Raw genomic sequence first — 25,120 nt, 5'->3', positions numbered from 1 at the left:
CAAAGAAGCAAATCGTCTCAAAAAACTTGTCCATTCCAGACTCCTAGCTAATACTGAAATATAGCTCAGTTTATTTTTCCGTAATTTCATCTATTTCGGAGATTTTCAAGGATGGACAAGCACACCAAAAGAATGGGCATTCCTGTTCGACTATTATTCAGTGGCACTATTATCATTAGCATGCTGATTTTGGCTTCTGCATTAACGATCTGTTCCTATTTTTACGCAAGATCTTCTTTAACCGATCAAGTAGAGGTAACCGCTCACCAAACGACCTTATCTCTGGAAAAGCAGATTGAAACGGTTACCAATACCGCAAAACAGAGTGTTCATCTGCTCGCCATGGATGACATTACTGGCATGGTTTCTACGTCAGATCGCCTACAACAAATCCCCAAACTCGCTAGTATGATGGCATTGAATCACATTATTAGTGCTGTCTATGTGGGTTATGAGGATGGTGACTTTTTCTTACTGCGCTCACTAAAAAGCTCCCTAGCTCGTGAGCGTGTCTCAGCACCAGACAGTGCGAATTACTTACTTCAGGCCATTGATAGAGACTTTTACGGCAACATACTTACAACGACATGGGCTTTCTATGATGCATCATTTCAACCTATTGAAGGTGCTGTGACACCAAAAGAGTATGCTTATGACCCTAGAAACCGGCTCTGGTATCAAGAGGCTCAATCAAGTGACACACTAATATTAACGCACCCATATGTGTTCTTCACGACGGAAGAAATTGGCGCCACCTTTGCTCAACGTCATGAGAGCAAGAAAGCCGTAGTAGGGGTGGATGCATCCATCGATGATCTGTCCAATTTTATGCACCTACTATCACCCAGTGAGTCTGTACAGATGGCGCTTGTTGATCAAAACCAATGGGTACTGGGACACAGCAATTTGGACATCTCACTGATTGGTCATTCATCGGACAAGACTTCAACGACCTTAAAAACCATACAGGATCTGCCAAATTCAACTTTCGCTCAGCTGTTGAAGCAACCACAAACAACCAAGGGACTGAGCGACTTTAAAGTGGGAGGAGAGGCTTGGTACGGCATGAACCTACCAGTCTTTCGTAATAATCAGCAGCAATGGAATTTTCTCTATGCCATTCCCAAGTCTGAATTATTGAAAGATGTAAATGCTAATTTATTTAACCAATTACTTTTATCACTCGCTGTGATTGCGATCCTAATGATCTTCGGTTGGCTAATTGGCCGAACAATTTCAAGGCCGTTACACCAGTTGTCACAAGAGGTCAGTGCTCTGGCGTCGTTTGACTTTAGCCGTAAAATTGATGTGCATTCTCCCGTTAAAGAAATCAATGTCCTGTCATCGCTGACGGATCATATGGCATTGACGATTCATAACTTCCAGTCAATCACGGATAAATTGGCACATGACCCAAACATGGAGCGTATGCTGGAACAAGTTTCCGATCATCTACAGGCAATCACCGCTTCTAAAGCCGGCGCCGTCTATTTGTTCAACAAAGAAAACCAAGTCATGGAACTGGCAACGCAAACAAACTTAAATTGTCCAGTACTCATTCCCTGTCACAGTCAGCACTGGAGTGAGCTTGAAAGCATGATCAAAAAACAGCTATCAGCTGATCAAGAAAACCTTTTCCTGACGCCACTTATAGACCGAGATGCGACCATATTGGGCACATTAGTGCTTCAACTTCCTGAAAGTGCATTAGCACATAAAGAAACTTTCCATCGTTTTATGGAAGAAGTTTCGGGGGCGGCAGCCACTGCTGTTTCGACCCGCAGACAGTTCGAAGCACAACAAGCCCTCTTAGATGGCATTATTCACTTGTTGGCCGATGCGATTGACGCTAAGTCTCCTTATACCAGTGGACACTGCGAGCGTGTTCCTGAACTGGCCAAACTATTAGCTGATGCAGCGGAACGCTCGCAAGATGGAGAGTTGGCTGAATTCAGCATGACCGAATATCAGCGTCGTGAGTTTCATATCGCCGCATGGCTTCATGACTGCGGCAAAATAACCAGTCCGGTCCATGTGGTGGATAAAGCGACCAAGCTCGAGACCATCTACAACCGTATCCATGAAATTCGAACGCGCTTTGAAGTATTGTGGCGTGATGCCGAGATTGATTACCTAAATGGCTGTCTGGATGGAAAAAGTGAAGCGGCTCTAAACCAGCAAAAACTCGCTCGTCAGGAACAATTGCAAGCAGACTTTGCATTCATTGCCCAGGCTAATATTGGGGGGGAATTTATGGAGTCGAATGATATAGAAAGACTTCATAGTATAGGCAAACAAGAGTGGGTCAGACATTTCAGCAATCGAATTGGACTATCTCAAGAAGAGAAGCAAAACCTTCCACACTATCCAGAAACACTGCCATGGCGCGAAACACTACTGGCCAATAAACCAGAGCATGTTGAAAGCTGGGGCGAACGACGCCCCCCTGTGGAATTCGATCATCCACAGAACATTTGGGGCTTTGATATGCAACTACCAGCTCAAGCCTACAACAAAGGCGAGCTTTATAACCTTAGTGTAAAACGCGGTACGTTGACAGAGGAAGAACGTTTCATCATCAAAGATCACATGGTACAAACAATAAAAATGCTCTCATCCCTCCCGTTCCCAGAAGAGCTGAAAAACGTACCCAATATCGCCGGTAATCATCATGAACAACTGGATGGCACAGGATATCCTAGGAGGCTCAAGCGAGAGCAATTGTCAGTACAAGATCGCATCTTAGCCATTGCCGATGTTTTTGAGGCGCTAACCGCGGCAGATCGCCCTTACAAGGTTGCCAAAACCTTGTCTGAATCGCTGCAAATCATCGCCTTCATGGTCAAAGATGAACACCTAGATGGGGCTCTCTTTAAATTATTTGTCGACTCCAAAGTCTACTTAAATTACGCAAAAAGACATCTTAAACCAGAACAGATTGACCCGATCAATACTCAGCGGCTATTTGAAATAGCAGGTTTAACGGACACAAAACCCCAGATCTCTTAATTAGATTCGTAGCACGTTTCAATCGATGACAACCAATGCCAGTCTTCAATGACTTGCTGGGCGTAATCAATTTGGAGTTGCTCAAGCTCAGACCAAGTAGCGTCCGATGTTGCCACTACCGCTTGTTCGAAACGTTGGGAACGTCGGTCAAAGCGACCATGAGCAAGCGCTAAGGCAGCGCCACATGCCGTAGCGTATTCACGCAGTCCACCGTTGATGGCGCGTTTGCCGCAGGCAATATTGTCTGGATCGATGCCGACACGAGCATGATGACGAGAGCGTACTAACCAATGCGCTTTGCGCCATAGCACATCATCTAAAACCAAATCTGGGTTACGCTGCATGCGGCGCTGACAATTCACCGTCAAGTGGGCAGGAGACAGTAAGTTCGTTAGGCTCAAATCTTGGTATTCAAACAAGGGCGCGGCCGCCCGTTGTTTCTTAACTTCAACAATATGACACAGCCCGAGGTCCTCAGCTGTCACATTTTCTGGACCGACCAGTAAGTAATAACGCTTCATATTGACCGAGCCCGTCCCTGCCCCAACTCGTTCTACAATATGATGAATCGTATCGTCCACATAAGGCGAAAAGACTTGCTCTATCAATCGATAGGTGGAACCGTCTTCGATGATTTTAAACTTCTCAGGTATCTCTCGAAAACGCAGTGGACGCTGTTCAAGATCAACCGCTTTCGCCAAGGAGCTCTTACTGAGAAAATCCTCACCATCAACTTGGCGACGACGCGCTTTTTGCTCCAGCTTATAAAGCAGATGTTCCTCTGGAAAGTCCTGCAGTACATGACGGTAATCCATGTCTTTATCAAGCAGTTGTTGGCAGGTATCACGGTAACTTTGCCAAAAAGCCGTTAACGCTAGACGCGCTTCACTGGCTTCCACCACTTTGTTTTTGTTCAGCGGTTCAAGAGGTTGATAGCGGCCTTCCACAATGCCTTGGCAATGATCTGTGCAGAGCAATAGACTCGTTCCAAAGCGCAGTAAATCCCAACCCGCATGTCCGACACAAGCATCATCAAAATCATTCGGCGCAAAAATCACGTCTTCGCCGTGGGAGCCTTCTTCGCTAAAGAAACCAAAATTTGAGACATGGCAATCGCCCATGACCATCGTCAACGGCCATGACTCGATTTCATCAGGCAATCGAAACGTCATATTAGCCAAGTCTTGGTAAAACACGGAAGAGGCGCCACGTAGCATCACAAAGGGACTAATTGTCATCTTGCGGTGCTTTTTCAAGCCACTGCCTGGAGCGGCGCCATCCACTCTTGTCATCACTTCTATTAGCTCTTGCTGACGCTCTAACACTTATTACCTCTTCGTCTCGATGTTGGCCGTATGAGACATGATAAAAGCATTTTCCATTCAGGTCTAAGTTGACTGCACAAGACGCCATCTTTCTCTCAACTAAATGTTATGTTATAACATTTAGTTGAGAGAGGAGAGAACGATGCTAGCAATCAACGATTCTAAAAAATTACCCGTCACCGTCCTGTCAGGGTTTCTCGGTGCCGGTAAAACCACCCTATTGAGTCATTTACTCAATAACCGCGATGGCTTGCGCATCGCAGTCATCGTTAATGACATGAGTGAAATCAACATTGATGCCGCCTTTGTTGAACAAGAAGTGTCTTTAAATCGAGGCGAAGAAAAGCTAGTTGAGATGAGCAACGGTTGCATTTGTTGTACGTTGCGCGAAGACTTACTCATCGAGGTTCGCGCCCTTGCCGAGGCTGGCAAATTTGATTACCTCGTAATTGAATCCACCGGGATTTCTGAACCATTGCCAGTGGCAGAAACCTTTACCTTTGCCGATGAAGATGGTGTTAGCCTTTCGGACATCGCCACCTTGGATACCATGGTCACGGTAGTGGATGCCGTGAATTTCTTAAAAGATTACAACACCGCCAAAAGCATCAAAGAGGCGGGGGAATCTTTAGGCGAAGATGACGAACGTAATGTTGCCGATTTACTGGTGGATCAAGTGGAGTTTGCCGACCTACTGCTGATCAGCAAAATTGACCTAGTCACCGAAGCAGAACTTAATGAGCTAAAAGCCATCCTGCGTAGCTTAAACAGCATGGCCGAGATCATTCCTATGGAGCGAGGCCAAGTCCCTAACGAGAAACTGCTTGGAACAGGACTATTCGACTTTGAGAAGGCCCAGCAAGCCCCAGGTTGGCTAGCCGAAATGCGTGGCGAGCACACACCAGAAACCGAAGAGTACGGCATTGCCAGTTTCAGTTTCGTGGCACGCAAGCCTTTTCACCCGCAACGCTTCTATGACTTGCTGCACAGCACCGAGCAATATGGCAAATTGATTCGCTCTAAAGGCTACTTTTGGTTAGCGTCACGCCCTCAATTTGCGGGGCAATGGAGCCAAGCAGGCGGTATTGCACAATACGGTTTTGCAGGCATGTTCTGGCGCGCGGTACCTAAACAGCATTGGCCTACTGACGAAGCCTCTTTGGCGACCATTATGGAAAATTGGCACGAACCCTTTGGTGATATGCGCCAAGAACTGGTGTTTATTGGCCAAAACCTTGATCAAGCTGCCATGACTCAGGCGCTAGAAGCCGCACTCCTGACGAATGAGGAACTGGTTCTTGGCAAAGACGCATGGGAAGCGATGACTGACCCTTTCCAAGCTTGGCAGGAGTCCGCAGCATGAGTGTGATCGAAGAAATATTTGGTGCTCTGCCCTCTCCAACCGCGGCCTTTTCAGAGGAATTATCAGGACTCGCGGGCATCTATCAAGACGATGTGAACTTGATGGTATGGCAACGCAATTTGGACTCAGAAACAGCACAATCGGTGTCGGCTGTGCTGCAAACTGGCCGCCCCCTTTCCTTGAATCAAATCGTCACCCCTGAGAACGTCAGCCAATCCCTTAAACGTGGTTTACCTCAAGTCGAAGGTCGTGATGCTTTGATTCGCGATATTGCTTTATTGGTTGATGCTTACTGTTGTTTGTTTGACCTAGAGACAGCGGGTTTACGTTTAACACAAGTGGATCGCGCCATGTGTCCCCGCTTTCATGTGGATCAAGTGCCTTGCCGTTTGATCACCACTTTTGCCGGTCCCGCTACCCAGTGGTTAGAGGAAAGCAGCTTAAACCGTTCCAAGCTAGGTCGTGGTAGCAATGGTCAACCGGACAGTTCCTCTGGCTTAATCCAAGCCAATGCCAACATCCAGCAAATCACGGTCGGTGATGTGGCGTTGTTAAAAGGCGAGCGCTGGGAAGGCAATGAAGGCCGCGGCATTGTGCACCGCTCTCCTGGTGTCGAACAAGGCCAGCAGCGCTTGCTGCTAACCTTGGATATGGCCTAGTGCTTTGGCCGTTTTAAGAGGTCTAAGATTGGGCCTCTTGAATCGGCAACGGAGCGTCGGTTTTAACTGCTCGAATGGCAAAGTTACTATGAATGTCTTTCACAAACGGCAAGGTCTGAATGGTCCTTAAAATCGCCTCGTACTCCTTCAAATTATGCACCACCACTTCTAAGCGGTAATCAGACTGCCCCGATACCACAAAACAGCTGAGCACATTGGACATGGCAATGATGGACTCTTCAAACTGCAAGCTGGTTTGGTCTTTGTGATTCTCAAGGGAGACATCCACAAAGACAGTCATGCCTAAGCCAACTTTTTCTCGATCTAGGGTGGCACGGTATCCGGTAATGACCGTCTCCGCTTCCAATTTCTTAACCCGTCTTAAACAGGGCGAGGGCGACAAATGAATGCGTTCCGACAAATCCACATTCGTTAAGCGTCCGTCGTCTTGTAGCTGGCGCAAGATCGCAAAATCCACTTTATCCATCATATTGGCATACTCGAAAACTATTTGATTAAAAATTAGCACAATGTGTCTTTTGAGTCTGTAAAACCTATCAACATAGCAAAGACATGCTTTGCCTATTTGCTAAATAATGAAGTCATTAAAGCGCGCTTCGATTCCAGAGCGCCCTCTCATCAATATGGATTGAGGTCACACTTAATGACGAATGTTAGCTCTCCAACGATCCCCAACTCGGCACCTACCTATCGTCTCACCGCGCAAGGTCGAGCCTTCAAGCTTGGTGTTCTGTCGGCTTTGGCAACGGTGTTTATTTGGAGCTGTTTCCTGCTGTCCATGCGCGCGGGTGCCGTCTCTGCCCTCACCACCTTTGATTTAGCCCTAATGCGTTTTGTGTTACCTGGGTTGGTATTACTGCCCTGGGTCATGCGTGATTGGCGTTTATTGATGTCGACCTCCCCATGGATGCTATTGGGTGTTTGCATTGGCGCGGGCGTGCCGTTCTTTTATCTCAGTAGTTTAGGTGCCAGCTACGCCCCAGCGGCACATTCGGGATTATTGATTCCCGGTACTTTTCCGTTGTTTGTCACCGCTATCGCCGTGTTGGTTTTCAAAGAACCGATTTCGTCGCAACGCTTCGTCGGTCTTTTGTGCATTGGTCTAGGTGTTTTAAGTCTCGTCTTGATGTCGATACTGCAAGGTGGTGGGGAGCTTTGGAAAGGGGATCTGATCTTTCTACTGGCCGCATTTTTCTGGGCGGTATACACCATCTGTTTGCGCTTAGCAGGCCTGCCTCCGTTAGCGATTACCGGGCTTTTGTGCCTTGTTTCGAGTGTTATTCTCGGCTTGCTGTATATCTCCGGACAGGTTACCTCGGGCATAGCTGACACACCGCTACTGACGGTCATGACACAGTTTATTGTGCAAGCGGTGCTCGTCGGTATCGTGGCAGGCTTCACCTATGGTTTCGCCATTAACCTGATTGGTGCTGAGTTAAGCGCCGCCATTGGTTCCCTAACACCAGTGCTGGTGTCTTTGTTCGCCATTCCTTTACTGAATGAATCACTTTCAATGGCTTCTGGCTTAGGACTGGCATTGGTCTGTAGTGGTGTTGTGTTAGCCAGTGGTTTGTCGCTGCGATCCATTTTTTCCCGTTAAGAGGTGCCCTCGTATGTTTTTTGAATCTCTCTCCTCTGCGCCTCATGATCCAATCATGGCGCTGTCCTCATTGTGTCTGCAGGAAACTCGCTCACAGAAACTGGATCTGGGTATCGGCGTATATCGCAATGCCTTAGGCCAGACGCCAGTCTTTGACGCAGTGAAAGCCGCTGAACAGTCTTTAGTCGCCGCACAAGACAGCAAAGCCTACGTTGGCATGCAAGGACATTTAGGGTTTAACCGTGCTATGACGTCACTGATTCTGGGTGAGCAATGGGATACGAGCCGAGTCCGCACGCTACAAACACCGGGGGCCAGCGGCGCACTACGCTTGCTCGCAGACTTAATTGCGCGAACCAACGCGGATGCTACGATCTGGCTTAGCGATCCGAGCTATACCAATCATGAGCCCATCTTTCGCGCGGCGGGTTTAGCCGTTCGTTATTACCCATACTTTGATCCGGCCACTAAGCAAGTAAACAGCAATGCTATGATTGCCCAACTGTCACAACTGGGCGCCAATGACGTGGTGGTACTGCATGGCTGTTGCCATAACCCAACCGGCGCTGACATGAGTTTGGAGCTGTGGCAACAGGTGACAGAGCTGTCGCTTAAGACAGGGTTCTTACCTTTTATCGATATGGCGTATCAAGGCTTTGGTCGCTCTTTGGAAGAAGATGCCCTAGGCACTCGCTATCTGACTGAACGAGTACCAAGCTTTTTGTTGGCCAGCTCCTGTTCAAAAAACTTCGGTCTCTACCGTGAACGAGTGGGCGTCGCCATGATGGCAGGACATTCGGAAAGAGCCAGTGACAGCATGCTCTCGCAATTATTAAGCCTCGCACGTAATAGCTACACCATGCCACCGGATCATGGCGCGGCCATCGTGGCAGCGATTCTGTCTTATGAATCATTGAAAGCATCATGGCAGGCAGAGCTTAGCAATATGACTCAGCATATCCAGAACACACGTAAGCAGCTGCGTCAGGCTTTAGAACATCGTTTTAACCGTGATTACAGTTTCATCGAACAGCATCAGGGGATGTTCTCTATGCTAGGGATCGATGCGGACTCCGTACACCGTTTACGCACTCAAAAAGCAATCTATTTACTCGACAATGGACGCCTTAATATCGCAGGGTTGGCACCCTCTCAAATTGAGTATTTTGCCGACAGTTTATTCGCCGTTGAACGCATGCAATAGCGAAGCGAGTGGGACCAAAGCGTTCACCTTGGACCCACTTAAACAAAGCTCACTCGAAAGTAAGAGCCGTACTAAGCAGCTAAATGCTTCAATAGGGCATCCACTGTCTGTTTCGCATCGCCGAACAACATACGCGTGTTGTCTTTGAAGAACAGTGGGTTTTCAACGCCTGCGTAACCGCGGCTCATACCACGCTTAAGCACGATCGTATGTTTGCCTTTCCAAGGCTCTAGGACAGGCATGCCCGCGATGGGGCTGTCTTCTACTTCGTTCGCCGCAGGGTTAACGATGTCGTTGGCACCGATCACCACCGATACGTCTACTTTAGGGAAATCTTCATTGATTTCGTCCATTTCGTAAACGATGTCATAGGGCACTTTCGCTTCTGCGAGCAATACATTCATATGACCCGGCATACGACCCGCTACAGGGTGGATACCAAAGCGCACGTTGACGCCTTTTTCACGCAGTTTCTTAGTGATCTCGAACACCGTGTGCTGCGCTTGCGCGACTGCCATACCGTAACCAGGAATGATCATGACTTCTTTTGCAGATTCCAGCATATCAGCGGCTTCTTCAGAATGAATTTCAACAATTTCGCCTTGCTCTTCTTCCACCGCACCGGCTTTGGGAGCCGATTTCTTCTTAGTGCCGATACCACCCAAGATAACGTTTAAGAACTTACGGTTCATCGCACGACACATGATGTAAGACAGGATCGCCCCCGAACTACCGACTAGGGCACCAACGACGATCAGCAGGTCGTTTCCGAGCATAAAGCCCATTGCCGCGGCGGCCCAGCCCGAGTAGGAGTTCAGCATCGACACGACAACTGGCATGTCCGCGCCACCGATCGCAACCACTAGGTGAGCACCGAATATCAACGCAAGGACAGTGATGATGGTTAGGTAAACCATACCGTCCGATGCACCGACCGCGGCGAATTCAACGATTAGGTACAAAGACACGAATACGATCGCAAGGTTAATCACATGACGACCCGGTAGCTGCAGTGGATTACCCGATACTTTGCCGCTTAGTTTCAAGTAAGCAACCAAAGAACCGGTAAAAGTTACCGCGCCGATAAAGATGCCGAGTGATGTTTCCACGTCATGGATACGCTGCGCCACAACCGACTCGTACACACCGTGACCTAATGCGTTAGCAAAGCCGACGAATACCGCCGCCAAACCGACCAAGCTGTGTAGGATCGCCACCAATTCTGGCATCGATGTCATTTCGACACGCTTTGCTAGGATGTAACCGATCACACCTCCAGGTACTAGACCTAATAGTAGTAGGCCGTAGTTATCGGTTACGGCACCGATGATGGTCACCGCCATTGCTAGGCCCATGCCTAGGATGCCGTAGATGTTACCGCGGCGCGCGCTTTCTTGATGGCTCAAGCCACCCAATGCCATGATGAATAAGGCACTGGCTCCGATGTAGGCAGCCGTCATTACTCCAAAGTTCATTGTCGTCTCCTACTTACGGAACATTTTCAGCATACGATGCGTCACGGCAAAGCCGCCGACGATATTAATGCTGGTGATAAAGATGGCTAACGCCGCGAGTATCGCGACCACTGAGCTGTCGTTAGAGATCTGTGTCAACGCACCAACGACAATGATGCTACTGATGGCATTGGTCACACTCATAAGAGGCGTATGCAACGAGTGGCTCACCCCCCACACCACCATGTAACCGACAAAGCATGACAATACAAAAACGGTTAAGTGCCCCATAAACTCGGTAGGCGCAACGCTCCCGATGCCCATTAGCAATGCCCCAACAATGAAGACAGGGATAAGGAAACCAAACGCACTGGGCTTCTTCTGCTCTTTCTTAATGTCTTTTGTCTCCGGCAACGGCTCGCTGACATCACTCTTAGGCGCTGCAGACAAACGCGGTGCTGGTGGTGGCCAAGTGATGTTGCCTTGTTTCACCACGGTTGCACCACGAATCACTTCGTCTTCCATGTTCAGATCGATCTGACCGTCTTTGTTCAGGCACAACTCTGTTAGCAAGTGATATATATTGGTGGCAAACAATTGACTCGATTGCGCGGCCATACGACTTGGCAAGTTGGTGTAACCAATCATAGTGACACCGTGCTTATGCACGATCTCATTGGCTTGGGTCAGTTTGCAGTTACCGCCCGTTTCTGCCGCCAAGTCCACGATCACACTGCCAGGCTTCATCGAGCGCACCATTTGTTCAGTGATTAACTCTGGCGCAGGTTTACCTGGAATGAGAGCGGTGGTGATGATGATGTCCACGTCTTTCGCTTGCTCTGCGAATAGTGCCATCTCTGCTGCGATAAACTCAGGGCTCATAGTTTTGGCGTAACCGCCTTCACCACTGCCATCTTCCTCTTTGAAATTTAGAACAAGGAATTCAGCGTCCATACTTTCTACTTGCTCTTTGACTTCTGGACGCGTGTCAAACGCTCGCACGATCGCCCCCATGCTCTTCGCTGCCCCAATGGCTGCCAAGCCGGCAACCCCTGCACCGATCACCAATACTTTCGCTGGCGGCACTTTACCCGCTGCCGTAATTTGACCTGTGAAGAAACGTCCAAAGTGTTGTGCAGCTTCTACAACAGCACGGTAACCGGCAATGTTGGCCATCGAGCTCAACACGTCCATTTTCTGTGCTCGGGAGATACGTGGCACGGCATCTAGCGCCACAGCATTGGTGCCACGGGCAGCCAATTCGTTCAACTTGGCAGAATTTTGCGCAGGATAGAGAGTGCTAATCAGCGTCTGATCTTTACCTAGTAGCTCAATGCCGTAAAAGCCTAGCTCTGGGTGCTCAATCGGTGGGCGCACTTTTATAAGGATATCTGAATCGTGCCACAGTGCTTTGGTGTCACTGGTCACTTCCACGCCCGCCGCAAGGTAGGCGTCGTCTGAATAAGACGCCGCTTCACCCGCGCCGCTTTCAATGACTAAATCAAAGCCTAGCTGCTTAACCCTTTCCGCGACCGCAGGGGTCATGGCCACCCGCAGCTCGCCGTCTTCTATCTCTTTTGGTATTCCAATCTTCATAATGATGCCGTAATTATTTTTATCCAAGTTGTCACCAACACCTAGTTACTCGCTCACTAACAGTGCTTTTGCGCGCTCTTTAATTGAGCACCACAACCCACAATGGAGCGTCAGCCATTAGAAACTAGCGTCCTGTGATGCTCTTGCACACCAGCGTCAGGACAAGACACGATTACGACGACCCAGCAAAGATCGCGCGTTCAAACAACGACAAACGTCCAAGGTATAAGAGTGTTTTTAGGGGATACCCTTCTATACTGGTTAAGTGATCTGTCGCAATGATCGAAAGAAAAGTGTGAGGAAATGCGTCATTCACTCCGAATGTGTCGCAATAAGATAAATGACCCAAAATTGGCTGTGCTACTGTGCCAGCAGTTTTGAACATAGGAAGGCATTTAGCAGATTCAAGACGTTGCAGGAGCGTCTTGAATCGATGACCTCATGCGGATGCCTTACCACTACAATAATAAGTAACACTTCCACCAGCTTACGAGGCCAACTTCGTGACTGGACAATAGGAGGAGACCGCCATGACCACATCGAAAGCTGTTGCCTGGGAGCCAGTCACCGCACAAGCCTTAATCGATGACCTTAAGTCAAAGCCAGGCGCTTTGCTGCCGATTCTACATGCCATCCAAGATCGCTTTTCCTTTATCCCAGAGGAAGCTGTGGCGTTGATTGCCCAGTCCTTAACCATAAGCCGTGCCGAAGTACATGGCGTGATCAGTTTTTATCACCATTTTCGTACACAGCAACCTGGGCGCCATGTGGTAGAGATTTGTCGCGCAGAAGCGTGTCAGGCACAAGGGTCGCGAGCACTAGAAGCCCATGCCAAAGCCTCTCTAGGGGTGGATTACCACCAGACGACCGCGGACCGCAACATTACCCTTGAGCCAGTTTATTGCTTGGGCAATTGCTCTTGTGGCCCCTCTATTCGTGTGGGCGATGAGATTCATGCGGACGTGGATACAACCCGTTTTGATGAGCTTGTGGAAGGGCTAAAAACGGACCGAGTGGAGATTCTGCTATGACCTTTCGTATTCACGTTCCTTCGGATACCACGGCCAAAGCACGCGGCGCTGATCGCATAGCTCGTCTGATTGAAATCGTAGCGGAAGAACACAAAGTTGACGTTGAAGTACGTCGCAACGGTACGCGCGGTCTTTACTGGCTAGAAACACTGGTAGAAGTCGACACTGACACAGGTCGTTACGGCTTTGGCCCAGTAAAAGACAGCGATATCGAGTCGTTATTTGCAGCAGAGTTCTACAAAGGTAATGTAGAGCATCCTCTTGCAGTCGGTTTAGTTGAAGAAATTCCTTACCTTAAACGTCAAGAGCGTTTCACGTTCTCACGTCTAGGTATCAACGATCCACTGTCCCTAGAAGATTACCAAGCAAAAGACGGTTTTAAAGGTCTAGCGAACGCGATCAAACTGTCATCACAAGATATCGTCGATGCCGTCAAAGAATCAGGCCTACGTGGCCGTGGTGGTGCCGCCTTCCCCACTGGCATCAAATGGCAAACCGTTCTAGACGTAGAATCACCAAAAGGTCAAAAGTACATCGTCTGTAACGCCGACGAAGGTGACTCAGGAACCTTCGCTGACCGTTTGGTGATGGAATGTGATCCCTTCATGCTGATCGAAGGCATGACCATCGCGGGTCTAGCTGTCGGCGCCACGCAAGGTTACATCTACTGTCGTTCTGAGTACCCACTGGCGATCGAAAACCTAAACCGCGCCATCCAAACCGCTTACGACAACAACCTATTGGGTGCTGACATCCAAGGTAGTGGTAAACACTTCGACCTAGAAGTGCGTATGGGGGCCGGCGCTTACATCTGTGGTGAAGAAACGTCACTACTCGAAAGTTTAGAAGGTAAGCGCGGCCTAGTGCGCGCTAAGCCACCACTACCAGCGATCGTGGGTCTGTTTGGCCAACCAACGGTTGTGAACAACGTACTTTCTCTTGCTGCGGTGCCCTTCATCCTTGATAAGGGTGCCAAAGCCTACGCGGATGTCGGTGTTGGCCGCTCGCGCGGAACTTTGCCTTTCCAAGTCGCAGGCAACGTAAAATTCGGCGGCCTAGTAGAGCTCGCCTTTGGCCCTACACTCAAAGAATTGATGTTCGAATTCGGTGGCGGTACGCGCAGCGGTCGTCCTCTACGTGCAGTTCAGGTGGGCGGCCCACTCGGTGCTTACCTACCCGAAAGCCAGTGGGATACGCCACTTGGTTACGAAGAGTTTAGCCAGAAACAAGCCGTACTGGGGCACGGTGGTGTGGTGATGTTTGATGACGCCGTGGACATGAGTGAGCAAGCGCGCTTCTCGATGGAATTCTGCGTCGCCGAGTCCTGTGGTAAGTGTACTCCTTGCCGCATTGGCTCAACTCGCGGCGTCGAAGTGATCGACCGTATTCGCGCAGGCCAAAACGTCGATGCCAATATGGAACTGTTAACGGATCTCTGTGACACCATGTTAGACGGTTCTCTTTGTGCCATGGGCGGTATGACGCCATTCCCAGTCCAAAGTGCCATGCAGCACTTTACTGAGGACTTCGTTAAGAATGCAGCTTCAGCGACCCAAGCGAAGGAGGTCTGATCATGTTGCAACATTTTGACCCTAATAAGGATTACGGCACACCCGCTTCTCTGAGCGAGAAGCTGGTGACGCTAGAAATCGACGGTGTGGAAGTGAACGTACCAGAAGGTACGTCAGTGATGCGCGCGGCAGCGATGTATGACATCAACATCCCTAAACTTTGTGCAACAGACAACCTAGAAGCCTTCGGCTCTTGCCGTATCTGTGCCGTTCAAATCGAAGGTCGTCGTGGCACACCTGCATCTTGTACCACGCCGGTAGATGCTGGTATGAAAGTCACGACGCAAAACGACAAGCTGGCTAAGCTGCGTCGTAACATCATGGAACTGTACATCTCTGATCACCCGCTAGACTGTCCAACTTGTCCAGCCAACGGTGACTGTGAGCTACAGGACATGGCGGGGGCGGTAGGTCTACGTGAAGTACGTTACGGCTTCGAAGGCAACAACCACCTACACGCTGAAAAAGACCAATCTAACCCTTACTTCACCTTCGACGCGAGCAAATGTATCGTCTGTTCACGTTGTGTACGCGCTTGCTCTGAAGTACAAGGAACCTTTGCACTGACCATCGATGGCCGTGGCTTTGACTCGAAAGTGGCAGCCGGCCAAAACGAGCCATTCCTTGATTCTGAGTGTGTGTCCTGTGGTGCCTGTGTGCAAGCCTGTCCAACCGCAACCCTGATGGAAAACTCGGTCATCGACATTGGGACACCAGAGCACAGTGTGACCACAACCTGTGCTTACTGTGGTGTCGGCTGTTCTTTCAAAGCTGAAATGAAAGGCGACCAGCTAGTACGCATGGTGCCAGCGAAAGAAGGCGATGCCAACCACGGTCACTCGTGTGTCAAAGGTCGCTTCGCATTCGGTTACGCCACCCACAAAGACCGTATCAAAGCGCCTATGATCCGTGACTCTATCGACCAGCCTTGGAAAGAAGTTAGCTGGGAAGAAGCTATCGGTTTCGCGGCGAAACGCCTAAAAGACATTCAAGCGCAATACGGCCGTGAAAGCATCGGTGGTATTACGTCTTCTCGTTGTACCAACGAAGAAACTTACTTGGTTCAGAAACTGATCCGTGCGGCATTCGGTAACAACAACACCGATACCTGTGCGCGTGTCTGTCACAGCCCAACCGGTTACGGTCTGAAGCAAACCCTAGGTGAATCAGCGGGGACACAAACCTTTGACTCGGTGATGCATTCAGATTGTATTTTGGTAATCGGAGCAAACCCAACCGACGCTCACCCGGTATTCGGCTCGCTCATGCGTCGCCGTCTACGTGAAGGCGCAAGCTTAATTGTGACCGACCCACGTGAGATCGACCTACTAAGCACACCACACCTAGGCGACGCAACACACTTGCCACTACGCCCAGGTACGAACGTTGCGATGGTTAACGCCCTAGCACACGTGGTTGTGACGGAAGGCTTTGAAGACAAAGAGTTCATCGCCTCTCGTTGTGATACCAAAGCCTACGCGAAATGGCGCGAGTTCATCATCGATGAACGTCATGCACCAGAAGCAGTAGAAGAAATCACAGGCGTTAAAGCTGAGAAAGTACGTGAAGCAGCGCGTAAGTTCGCCACGGCGAAAAACGCTTCGATCTACTACGGTCTTGGTGTCACAGAACACAGCCAGGGTTCAACAACGGTCATGGGTATCGCCAACCTTGCCCTAGCAACCGGTAACATCGGTCGTGAAGGTGTGGGGGTAAACCCTCTACGTGGTCAGAACAACGTACAGGGGTCTTGTGACATGGGCTCTTTCCCTCACGAGCTGCCAGGTTACCAACACGTTGCAGATTCTGTTGCCCGTGCCCGTTTCGAAAAAGCATGGGGCGTTGAACTGGACGACGAGCCAGGCCTGCGTATTCCAAATATGTTCGATGCTGCGCTCGCTGGTGAATTCCGCGCAATGTATGTTCAAGGTGAGGATATTGCTCAGTCTGACCCGAACACACAACACGTTGAAGCGGCATTGTCGGCATTAGATTGCTTGATCGTACAAGATATCTTCTTGAACGAAACGGCGAAATACGCACACGTATTGCTACCGGGTTCTACTTTCCTAGAGAAAAGCGGTACTTTCACTAACGCTGAGCGTCGTATCAACCGCGTTCGTAAAGTGATGGCACCCGTTGCAGGGAAAGAAGACTGGGAAGTAACGGTAGATCTTGCCAACGCATTGGGTTATCCAATGAGCTACTCTCACCCATCTGAAATCATGGATGAGATTGCCAGCCTAACACCAAGCTTCGCCAACGTAAGCTATGAGCGTTTAGAAGAGCACGGCAGCTTGCAGTGGCCATGTAACGATGCCTTCCCAATGGGCTCGCCAATCATGCACACAGAAAGTTTCCCAATCGGTGACGAAGGTAAAGCGAAATTTGCGGTGACAGAATTCGTACCCACAACAGAGCGTGCCAACAGCCGTTTCCCACTGTTACTAACGACTGGTCGTATCTTGAGCCAATACAATGTCGGGGCGCAAACCCGTCGTACCGACAACCAAGCTTGGCACGATGAGGACATCCTTGAGTTACACCCTCATGATGCAGAAGAACGCGGCATCAAGACCGGTGACTGGCTGGGCATCACCAGCCGTGCAGGTCATACGGTATTGCGTGCGCGTGTTGCTAAACGTATGCAACCGGGCGTGGTATACACAACCTTCCACCACCCAGGCAGTGGTGCAAACGTCATCACCACGAACAACTCAGACTGGGCGACTAACTGTCCTGAGTACAAGGTCACTGCGGTGCAAGTCGAGAAAGTGTCTCAGCCATCTGAGTGGCAGAAGAACTTCCAAGACAACCACGAGCGCCAATACAAGTTCTTGCGTGGCTCAGCGTCATCCGCTGATGTTGTTAAATAAGTAGGTATTGAGAGATAAACTATGTTTCATACTGAAGAAGAAAGCATCGTAACCATGATCAATCACATTGCGCAAAACAATGTGAGTGCGGGAACCGAGTCTGACGTGGCCGATATGGTGGAAAGCCATATCACCAAGTTTTGGTCTCGTCGCATGAAGAAGATCCTAGCGGAGCAACTGGCAACGGGCACAGAAGAGTTCGAGCCCGCTGCAAAAGTGGCCGCGCAACGTATCTCTGACAAGCTAGCAGCAAAAATGTAAATCCTATGACGTGACAATAGCGCCAAAAGGCCCTTTCCTTGAAGGGTTTTTGGTGCTTTTCTATAACTCATAAAAACTTCACATAGGCTTTCGTAGCCACCTGACTCACGTCCTTATCTCAACAAATAGAGCCTACATAGAGAGGCAACTAAGCGCTTAGAGCGCGATCTATCAACAACATTTTTTAATCTTCCTGTGAGTAAAGTCTTGCTCATAAACGTCGAAATGTTAACCTTTTCTCAACTTTCAGAGATGAGGTAAAAGTATTGGTACATAAAGCAGTATAATACTTACCCTATGGGCAGCTAGGTTTGTACAATAATAAAAAACCAAAAAACACAATTACGGTAACTCAGTTTAATCTAGCACCAGGCAATAAAACTCGATTTAAAACAATGCCTTGAAATCGATAGCTTATTTATTGATATAAACAAAATTATATCTTTCAAACTGTTCCAAAGAGCCCATTCAATACCCGAAAATTAATTTCATGCACTTAGCATTAGCTGTATTTATACCCTATATAAATTCTAGGGTCGTTTACGGCTTCCACATTGCTCGGTAACTTTAAAAAGATCAAGAGCACTCTACAGGTCTACTTATGAATAAGAAAACAAAAGCTTCTGACACGGACTATGTCATCCTCGCGGAGAAAGGTATGTTTCGGGATTTAAACCCAAACATGGCCCTTTTCTCTAAGGGGTTAATCCTCGCCTTTGTCATTTTCACCCTTTACGATGTCGAACAAGCCGCCTCTTTATTTTCCGGGGTACAATCCTGGATTCAAACCAATTTAGATTGGTTCTACGTTTTATCCATGTGTGTCTTTGTCGGATTTACCTTTTACTTAATGTGTTCTAAATATGGCACGATTCGTCTTGGAAAAGACGATGATCGTCCAGAGTTTAGCTACTTTTCATGGTTTTCCATGTTATTTGGAGCAGGCATGGGGATTGGATTATTGTTTTGGTCCATTGCAGAACCTGCCTACCACATCCAGAACAACCCCTTTCTCGCACCTGGAGCGGCAAACACGATTGATGGGGCTGAAACAGCGATGCAAGTTACCTTTCTCCATTGGGGGCTGCATGGTTGGGGCGTATACGTTATTGTCGGACTCGCCTTGGCCTACTTCACTTACCGTCACGATCTACCATTGACGATCCGCTCAGCACTCTACCCAATCTTTGGTGATAAGATTTTTGGCTGGCGTGGCCACGTCGCCGACCTCTTAGCTGTATTTGGTACCCTTTTCGGTGTGGCAACGACGCTGGGGCTTGGCGCAGGCCAAATCAATGCTGGACTCAACTATATGTTTGGTATTGAAGTGGGCACAACTCAGCAGGTGATTATTATTGCTGTGGTCTCGATTATGGCAACGATTTCTGCGGTATCGGGTGTGGGTAAGGGCATCAAGATTCTGTCCGAAGTGAACATGTGGCTTTCGATCGTTCTGATTTCCATCTTTATTATTGCTGGCCCAACGGTCTTTGTTCTTGGCTTCTTTGTAACCAATATTGGTGATTACATTATAAACTTTATCCCGATGGGCTTTTGGGTTGATCCAGACCCACAAGGACAATGGCAAGGTTGGTGGACAGTTTTCTATTGGGGCTGGTGGATTGCTTGGGCGCCATTTGTAGGGATGTTTATTGCTCGTGTGTCTAAAGGCCGTACTATCCGTGAGTTTTGTCTGGGAGTGCTGATCGTTCCGACATTAATCACTTTCTTATGGATGGCAGTATTTGGTGGAACTGGCCTGTTTATGGAGCTTTTCGCTGACGCGGGCTTTGGTACTGGCGGAGTGATCGCAGCCGTAAACGAAGATATCTCTAAGCCTCTTTTTGTTGTCATTGAACAGTTGAACCTTGGCTGGCTGACACAAATTGTCGCCTTTATCTCAGTGATTCTTATCATCACTTATTTCATCACATCGTCTGACTCAGGCACCCTGGTCATTACCACTTTGGTATCCATGGGAAATGAGAATCCACCATCTAGCTACCGTATTTTCTGGGGGTTAAGTGAAGGCGCTGTAGCGGCGGTATTATTACTCGCGGGCGGGCTAAAAGCCCTACAAACAGCCTCTCTGGCCGCAGGATTACCATTTGCTTTTATTATCTTTATGATGATGTTTGCTCTAATCAAATCGCTTCGAGCTGACTTTGAAGGGGTTCAGCAAATACGAGAAGTTGCTCCTAAAGACCAAACAGGTCGCACAGACCATTACATCGCTATCTTAAATAACCGTTAACACACTCGAGTCAGGCGTATTGAGCGCCTGATTTTTACACTGAACTAACAAAGCCTCACAACCGTGTAGGCTTTGTTAACCCCACTGACACAAGCTCAAATCTCCTAGATTTTCACTGACAATTGATACTGAGTTAATCGACTTTTCAGCGTGTGATTTTGTTTTACATTAAAGCGATCAAAACGCAGAAACTGGAGTGCGGTATCATGATCAATCAGACAAGCCATATTTCACTGAATGTCCAACGTCATCACACTACATTAGTGCTCAACATCAAGCCGTCTGGCCGACCTAGCAGTGACGACTTTAACAAACTGTCCGACATGACAAACAGTGCGGTGTATGCCATACATTCCCAAGAAGTTGCTTGTTCGTCGACCTAAGTGAACTCACAAGTATCAGCGCAAAAAACGCTTGGAATGAACTACTCCATGGTTTGCAAATCGGTCCTGAATTTAAACGCATCGCCGTATACGGCCAAAACCACTGGCACAACCTTATGATCAGCACCCTAAGCTGGCTCATCTCACCAAACTTAAAAGTGTTTAGACACAAACAAGAAGCGACTGACTGGGTGATGGCGTCGTAAACAGTATTGGTCTCACCCTCCAAAACCGTTACTCTCTTGCTTAGCAAATTGTAGTAAGGAAGAGAGTATGAATTCCCCTGTTGTACAGCAAGAAGCCACTGGCTGTGGTATCGCCGCTGTTGCCAATATTTTGGGCAAGACTTACCCTGAAATAAAAGCCATCGCCAACCAACTTGGCATCTACGCAGACGATCCTGCCCTCTACTCCGACACCCAATACGTCCGCACATTACTCAACCATGCAGGCGTCAGCACTTCTTCGGAGGAAACGCCTTTTACCCTATGGGACGACCTACCAGACACGGCTCTACTTTCGATCAAACATCACGAACGTGACGGCCAAAACTGCTGGCACTGGGTAGTGTTTAAACGCATCGACGGCGAAGCCATGGTCTACGACTCAGCCGCTTACCTTGACTCCAATATCCGTACGGATTTCTTTGAAATGGACCCGAAGTGGTTTATAGCTATTAAATAATGACACTAGGTCTTAGAAATTATTAAAATGGATGCTTAAAGCTATGACAGGGACTAAGCTAGATTCATGCCGAACCAACAATATAACAAGGCCTCATTTTCAAGAGACTTAATTCAAGCACTAAACAATGAGCGCCTTATCCCATTTATTGGAGCAGGCGTATCCATGTCTGTCAAAAAAGACGGCTCTGACAATTCTCTATATCCAAGCTGGAAAACCCTATTAGAAAATAGCGCAAATACAATCAAAGAGCTTGGAATTAAAGACTCTGCTGCAAAACTTATTTTAGCTCACCTAGAACATGGGGAAGAGGACAGCTACCTTCAGGCTGCCGAGCTGGCAAGGAACACTCTAGGTCATCAGAGCTGGAATAAATTTTTAAAAGATCAGCTGGATTTCAAAAAAGCAGACTGTTCAGTTGAAAGCTTGAATGTCGCCGAAGCGATTTGGTCACTCAACCCAAAGCTACTCATCACTACTAATTATGATAAGGTACTCGATTGGGCCTGCCCTGATGAGCATAAGTCTGATTTAGAACATTGGGATATTGAGTCCGCACACGCTCAAGCGAGCTTCCTTGCTGGCAATCTGAAAAGGCCGACAATCTGGCATTTACATGGTCGCATATCTAATGTAGATAAACTGATCTTAACCCCAAGTGGTTATAAACAACTATACGGCAGTCAATCATCAACAGAACAGTACCAAGCAGCACTTAGAACATTACAAACACTGTTCACTACACATACACTTTTGTTCATTGGATTCAGTTTTAGCGATACAGTTTTTGCAAGTGTGCTTAAAGAAATTCGCGATTGTTTTAAAGGAAATTCCAACAATCACTATATTCTAATCAAGGAAAGTCAAAAGCAAAGCATAGAAACACTAGATCTCCCGCTTACTCCTATCACTTATAAAGATCATACAGACCTACCTAAGGTATTAGAAGCTATCACTGAGTGTGCAACCGTAGGAAATCTAACCTCTATTGGTAAAACGAGCGCTAAGCAAATTAATGAACCATTCAGCCCGAGTAATAAAATATTTAACCTACCCTATCGCCAAAAAGGCGATGGTGTTGTCGGTCGAGAGTCAGTTTTACAAGACCTGAGAAAACAGCTCACTTCAGGTCGACCGACGAGTATTGGCCATGCTGCGGCATTTCGCGGTATGGGCGGACTTGGCAAAACACAGCTTGCTATTGAATATGCATATCGATTTAAAGATGAATACCCCAAGGGCGTTTTTTGGCTATTTGCCGATCAAGATATTGATAGCCAGCTTGTTGAAGCTGCTGAACGAGCCAAATGGTTCTCCCACTATCTAGAGCCAGCAGATAAGTTATCGATCGCTCGCAAGCAGCTGACAAACAGCTCTGACCGCTTAATTATTTTTGACAATGTTGAATCCTTAGAACAGATAAAAGAATATCTACCTGAAGTCGATGCAACACCTCATGTATTAATAACAAGCCGTATCGATATTAAAGGGTTTAACTCCTTACCACTTAATCTTTTGACCCCTGATGAATCTGTAGAGTTATTGCTAATAGAGGCTCAACGAGACGATCTCACACTTCCCGAGCAAAATGACTGCCACGAAATCGCTAGTAGTTTAGGCCACCTACCTCTAGCAATTGAATTAGCCGGAGCCTATCTACGTAAGTTTCCTAGCATTACATTCTCAAAGTATAAAAGCCTGTTAAGTAACAACCTGCCACAAGCTGTAAACAGCAAATACATAGACAGCTTAACCGATCATAATGCAGGGCTCTTCAGTACCTTGTCTCTCACTGAACAAGAAATCTTTCAGTCGCCATTGTTAGAGGATATTGTTCGCTTGCTCAGCTTTAGTGCCAGTGCCTCAATGGGAACCTCATTAATTTCACATCTATTAAATGTCTCGGAGGAAGAACTCATTGAGCCTCTTGCACTTGGAGTTGAGCTGCGACTTCTTTCTATGGAGGAAGGTGAGCGTTATTCAGTTCATCGTTTGCTAAAAGAAATTCAAAATCATTTGCACCCCATAGAAAACCATCTAGATTGGGGAAGAGATATTTGTGCTCGTATTACGGACTGGTTCCAAAGCCGTCGTGAAGGTTTCGAGTATATTAAAGAATACCAAGCAGAGATAGATCATTTAGATCATTGGCAAGTTATTTCAGAAAACCGTGAATGGCCTCAGACGATTCAATTGCTCACGCTCAAAGCAAAGTCCCTTTGGTACTTTTGTGAGTATAAGGAAGGTATTAGCATATTAAATAAAGCTCTTTTTCTGAGCGATGAAAAGGAGAATTCAGAAAATCAACATAGAATAAAAGCAATATTATTAAGTGATTTAGGAGAATTATATTGCAAACTAGCTCAATTTCAAAAAGCTCTAGAATATGAACACCAGTCATTAGATCTACGGAAGGCTATATTTGGTGATCAACATAAAGATGTAGCAAACAGTTATGACAGTATTGGACATACCTATAATTCACTTGGCGCCCACCATATTGCTCTCGACTATCATAATAAAGCGTTCGAAATTCGCAATCTATTATTTGGTAATTCAGACATAGATATAGCAAAAAGCTATCAAAGCCTTGGCAATACATATTATCTTTTAGGGGATTACTCTATAGCATTAGATCTTGAAAAAAGGTCAGCATCATTAACAGAAAGTATTCTAGGTGAATGGCACCCTGATTTAGCCAATATTTATAATAATATTGGAGGTACTTACAGCTCGCTACATCAGCATGAGGCCGCATTAATATATCAGAAAAAAGGAATCGAGATACTAAATAAATCTCTAGGACTAATGCACCCAGAGTTAGCAACCGCCTATAGCAACATTGGAGCTACTTTCACTGATCTACAGAAATATAAAGATGCTCTAGACTATCAAGAAAAAGCATTACTTCTTAGAAAAGAAATATTTGGCGAAGTGCATCCAAGTGTGGCAAATAGCTACAATAATATTGGAAGTGTTTATAATGCCCTTAATGAGAATGAAAAAGCAGTAGAGTACCAAGAAAAATCAGCTAAAATTGTTTTGGCTACATTTGGTGAAGAGCACCCTGACTTGGCAGTATCATATAATAATTTAGGGGTAGCGTATCGTGCAATTGAGCAATATATGATATCGCTAGATTATCTAGAAAAAGCTCTTTTAATAAGACAGAGAGTGCTTGGGGAGAAGCACCCTCACACTATTTATAGCTACAACAATATTGGAGTTACGTTAAGTAAGCTTGGAGAGTTTCAACAGGCTGCAATAGCTTTTAAAAAAGCATCTGATGGAATCATCGAAGTTTACAGTCCAGAGATAAAAAGAACTCTTTTAAACTTCCACATAGATACTATTGAGGCGTTGCTCAAAATCAAGCGATTTAAGCAGGCCCTAGAAATTATGGTGCCTCTTGAGAAGCTCGCTTTAGAGCATAAATCACTAAAATCAGAAGTAGGCGATTTAAAGCGATATATACAAGAACAAGGACGGCAGGCAGGGGTATTCAAGAGCGCTACAAAAAAGCCGTCCTCTAAAAGAAAAAAACGACGCTAGCTACCCCAACTTCACTGTCGCGGCAATGCCCGGCTCTGGGCTCCATTCGCGCATTTCGGCAAAGATCTCTGGGAATCATCAAGGTACTTTTGCGCTTCGGCGATGTCCACGACATGTAATCTTAGCTTTTTCGGTCATAATGCGATCGCTTAGATCCAGCAGTTGTGCGTGGTTAAAGTAGACTATGCCTTCCACCACGGTAACTTGGAATTCTACGCCTGCGAAGGTCCTGGTCTGGATGTCTAGCTCCATACTACGTCTCTTGCTCTAAATGTTA

19 protein-coding genes are annotated in these 25,120 nt (G+C 47.4%); 14 read left to right on the top strand and 5 right to left on the bottom strand.

Annotation, left to right across the window (positions count from 1 at the left end):
- Positions 1-111 precede the first annotated feature (111 nt).
- Positions 112-3,009 (top strand): HD domain-containing phosphohydrolase, encoded by a 2,898-nt coding sequence (locus tag ACXAC1_RS09010; protein ID WP_475061024.1) that lies wholly within the window; start codon positions 112-114, stop codon positions 3,007-3,009.
- Here the strand turns inward: ACXAC1_RS09010 and ACXAC1_RS09005 are convergent.
- On the bottom strand, positions 3,006-4,334 hold the full coding sequence (locus ACXAC1_RS09005; RefSeq protein ID WP_475061022.1) for a DUF2252 family protein: 1,329 nt from the start codon (positions 4,332-4,334) through the stop codon (positions 3,006-3,008). The genes ACXAC1_RS09010 and ACXAC1_RS09005 overlap by 4 nt on opposite strands.
- Before the next feature lie 142 nt (positions 4,335-4,476).
- Here ACXAC1_RS09005 and zigA point away from each other — a divergent pair, with 142 nt between their 5' ends.
- Both zigA and ACXAC1_RS08995 read left to right on the top strand, forming a co-directional pair.
- Positions 4,477-5,697, top strand: a complete 1,221-nt coding sequence (gene zigA / locus ACXAC1_RS09000) for a zinc metallochaperone GTPase ZigA (RefSeq protein WP_475061019.1) — start codon at positions 4,477-4,479, stop codon at positions 5,695-5,697.
- A complete protein-coding gene (locus tag ACXAC1_RS08995) occupies positions 5,694-6,356 on the top strand; it encodes a DUF1826 domain-containing protein (RefSeq protein ID WP_475061017.1) in 663 nt (220 codons plus the stop codon). Before zigA ends, ACXAC1_RS08995 begins: the two co-directional genes overlap by 4 nt.
- Before the next feature lie 22 nt (positions 6,357-6,378).
- On the opposite strand, the gene ACXAC1_RS08990 is transcribed toward ACXAC1_RS08995, so the two are convergent.
- Positions 6,379-6,846, bottom strand: a complete 468-nt coding sequence (locus ACXAC1_RS08990; protein ID WP_475061014.1) for an Lrp/AsnC family transcriptional regulator — start codon at positions 6,844-6,846, stop codon at positions 6,379-6,381.
- 174 nt (positions 6,847-7,020) lie between these two features.
- Here ACXAC1_RS08990 and ACXAC1_RS08985 point away from each other — a divergent pair, with 174 nt between their 5' ends.
- A complete protein-coding gene (locus tag ACXAC1_RS08985) occupies positions 7,021-7,977 on the top strand; it encodes a DMT family transporter (protein ID WP_475061011.1) in 957 nt (318 codons plus the stop codon).
- Positions 7,978-7,990: 13 nt separating this feature from the next.
- Complete coding sequence (locus tag ACXAC1_RS08980) at positions 7,991-9,181, top strand: amino acid aminotransferase (protein WP_475061009.1); 1,191 nt, start codon at positions 7,991-7,993, stop codon at positions 9,179-9,181.
- A gap of 71 nt (positions 9,182-9,252) precedes the next feature.
- Here ACXAC1_RS08980 and ACXAC1_RS08975 read toward each other — a convergent pair whose 3' ends face one another.
- The gene (locus ACXAC1_RS08975; protein ID WP_475061006.1) at positions 9,253-10,656 is read right to left on the bottom strand and encodes an NAD(P)(+) transhydrogenase (Re/Si-specific) subunit beta; all 1,404 of its coding nucleotides are present in this window, start codon (positions 10,654-10,656) and stop codon (positions 9,253-9,255) included.
- Between the two features lie 9 nt (positions 10,657-10,665).
- Complete coding sequence (locus ACXAC1_RS08970; protein ID WP_475063806.1) at positions 10,666-12,231, bottom strand: Re/Si-specific NAD(P)(+) transhydrogenase subunit alpha; 1,566 nt, start codon at positions 12,229-12,231, stop codon at positions 10,666-10,668.
- A 530-nt stretch (positions 12,232-12,761) separates the two neighbouring features.
- Here ACXAC1_RS08970 and ACXAC1_RS08965 point away from each other — a divergent pair.
- The 9 genes from ACXAC1_RS08965 to ACXAC1_RS08925 all read left to right on the top strand — a co-directional run bounded on the left by ACXAC1_RS08965 (position 12,762) and on the right by ACXAC1_RS08925 (position 24,843).
- Positions 12,762-13,262, top strand: a complete 501-nt coding sequence (locus ACXAC1_RS08965; protein WP_475061004.1) for a formate dehydrogenase subunit gamma — start codon at positions 12,762-12,764, stop codon at positions 13,260-13,262.
- Complete coding sequence (locus tag ACXAC1_RS08960; RefSeq protein ID WP_475061002.1) at positions 13,259-14,833, top strand: formate dehydrogenase beta subunit; 1,575 nt, start codon at positions 13,259-13,261, stop codon at positions 14,831-14,833. The genes ACXAC1_RS08965 and ACXAC1_RS08960 overlap by 4 nt, the downstream gene beginning before the upstream one ends.
- A gap of 2 nt (positions 14,834-14,835) precedes the next feature.
- Positions 14,836-17,709 (top strand): formate dehydrogenase subunit alpha, encoded by a 2,874-nt coding sequence (fdhF, locus tag ACXAC1_RS08955; protein WP_475060999.1) that lies wholly within the window; start codon positions 14,836-14,838, stop codon positions 17,707-17,709.
- A gap of 21 nt (positions 17,710-17,730) precedes the next feature.
- The gene (locus tag ACXAC1_RS08950; protein ID WP_475060997.1) at positions 17,731-17,970 is read left to right on the top strand and encodes a formate dehydrogenase subunit delta; all 240 of its coding nucleotides are present in this window, start codon (positions 17,731-17,733) and stop codon (positions 17,968-17,970) included.
- 601 nt (positions 17,971-18,571) lie between these two features.
- Positions 18,572-20,224: a BCCT family transporter gene (locus ACXAC1_RS08945; protein ID WP_475060995.1), complete on the top strand. Its 1,653-nt coding sequence runs from the start codon at positions 18,572-18,574 to the stop codon at positions 20,222-20,224.
- A gap of 206 nt (positions 20,225-20,430) precedes the next feature.
- Positions 20,431-20,607, top strand: coding sequence for a hypothetical protein (locus ACXAC1_RS08940; protein ID WP_475060993.1), 177 nt, complete (start codon positions 20,431-20,433; stop codon positions 20,605-20,607).
- Complete coding sequence (locus tag ACXAC1_RS08935) at positions 20,592-20,813, top strand: SpoIIAA family protein (RefSeq protein ID WP_475060991.1); 222 nt, start codon at positions 20,592-20,594, stop codon at positions 20,811-20,813. The genes ACXAC1_RS08940 and ACXAC1_RS08935 overlap by 16 nt, the downstream gene beginning before the upstream one ends.
- A 67-nt stretch (positions 20,814-20,880) precedes the next feature.
- Positions 20,881-21,291 carry a hypothetical protein gene (locus ACXAC1_RS08930; protein ID WP_475060989.1) on the top strand — a complete coding sequence of 137 codons (411 nt, stop codon included), beginning with the start codon at positions 20,881-20,883 and terminating at the stop codon, positions 21,289-21,291.
- A 66-nt stretch (positions 21,292-21,357) separates the two neighbouring features.
- Positions 21,358-24,843, top strand: coding sequence for a tetratricopeptide repeat protein (locus tag ACXAC1_RS08925; protein ID WP_475060987.1), 3,486 nt, complete (start codon positions 21,358-21,360; stop codon positions 24,841-24,843).
- 78 nt (positions 24,844-24,921) lie between these two features.
- On the opposite strand, the gene ACXAC1_RS08920 is transcribed toward ACXAC1_RS08925, so the two are convergent.
- Positions 24,922-25,095, bottom strand: coding sequence for a hypothetical protein (locus ACXAC1_RS08920; RefSeq protein WP_475060985.1), 174 nt, complete (start codon positions 25,093-25,095; stop codon positions 24,922-24,924).
- Positions 25,096-25,120: the final 25 nt, after the last annotated feature.

It is taken from the genome of Marinomonas sp. AWM4_232 (genome assembly GCF_056158325.1).
Note: the sequence above shows the minus strand (reverse complement) of the source record. Positions and strands in the feature narration are given on the sequence as shown.

What these genes read in the sequence shown, in the direction of transcription:
- ACXAC1_RS08990 (WP_475061014.1), bottom strand. Translation starts at nt 6,846, where the DNA reads ATGATGGATAAAGTGGATTTTGCGATCTTGCGCCAGCTACAAGACGAC.
- fdhF (WP_475060999.1), top strand. Translation starts at nt 14,836, where the DNA reads ATGTTGCAACATTTTGACCCTAATAAGGATTACGGCACACCCGCTTCT.
- zigA (WP_475061019.1), top strand. Translation starts at nt 4,477, where the DNA reads ATGCTAGCAATCAACGATTCTAAAAAATTACCCGTCACCGTCCTGTCA.
- ACXAC1_RS08970 (WP_475063806.1), bottom strand. Translation starts at nt 12,231, where the DNA reads ATGAAGATTGGAATACCAAAAGAGATAGAAGACGGCGAGCTGCGGGTG.
- ACXAC1_RS08975 (WP_475061006.1), bottom strand. Translation starts at nt 10,656, where the DNA reads ATGAACTTTGGAGTAATGACGGCTGCCTACATCGGAGCCAGTGCCTTA.
- ACXAC1_RS08965 (WP_475061004.1), top strand. Translation starts at nt 12,762, where the DNA reads ATGACCACATCGAAAGCTGTTGCCTGGGAGCCAGTCACCGCACAAGCC.
- ACXAC1_RS08950 (WP_475060997.1), top strand. Translation starts at nt 17,731, where the DNA reads ATGTTTCATACTGAAGAAGAAAGCATCGTAACCATGATCAATCACATT.
- ACXAC1_RS09010 (WP_475061024.1), top strand. Translation starts at nt 112, where the DNA reads ATGGACAAGCACACCAAAAGAATGGGCATTCCTGTTCGACTATTATTC.
- ACXAC1_RS08995 (WP_475061017.1), top strand. Translation starts at nt 5,694, where the DNA reads ATGAGTGTGATCGAAGAAATATTTGGTGCTCTGCCCTCTCCAACCGCG.
- ACXAC1_RS08920 (WP_475060985.1), bottom strand. Translation starts at nt 25,095, where the DNA reads ATGGAGCTAGACATCCAGACCAGGACCTTCGCAGGCGTAGAATTCCAA.
- ACXAC1_RS08945 (WP_475060995.1), top strand. Translation starts at nt 18,572, where the DNA reads ATGAATAAGAAAACAAAAGCTTCTGACACGGACTATGTCATCCTCGCG.
- ACXAC1_RS08985 (WP_475061011.1), top strand. Translation starts at nt 7,021, where the DNA reads ATGACGAATGTTAGCTCTCCAACGATCCCCAACTCGGCACCTACCTAT.
- ACXAC1_RS08980 (WP_475061009.1), top strand. Translation starts at nt 7,991, where the DNA reads ATGTTTTTTGAATCTCTCTCCTCTGCGCCTCATGATCCAATCATGGCG.
- ACXAC1_RS08940 (WP_475060993.1), top strand. Translation starts at nt 20,431, where the DNA reads ATGATCAATCAGACAAGCCATATTTCACTGAATGTCCAACGTCATCAC.
- ACXAC1_RS08925 (WP_475060987.1), top strand. Translation starts at nt 21,358, where the DNA reads ATGCCGAACCAACAATATAACAAGGCCTCATTTTCAAGAGACTTAATT.
- ACXAC1_RS08930 (WP_475060989.1), top strand. Translation starts at nt 20,881, where the DNA reads ATGAATTCCCCTGTTGTACAGCAAGAAGCCACTGGCTGTGGTATCGCC.
- ACXAC1_RS08960 (WP_475061002.1), top strand. Translation starts at nt 13,259, where the DNA reads ATGACCTTTCGTATTCACGTTCCTTCGGATACCACGGCCAAAGCACGC.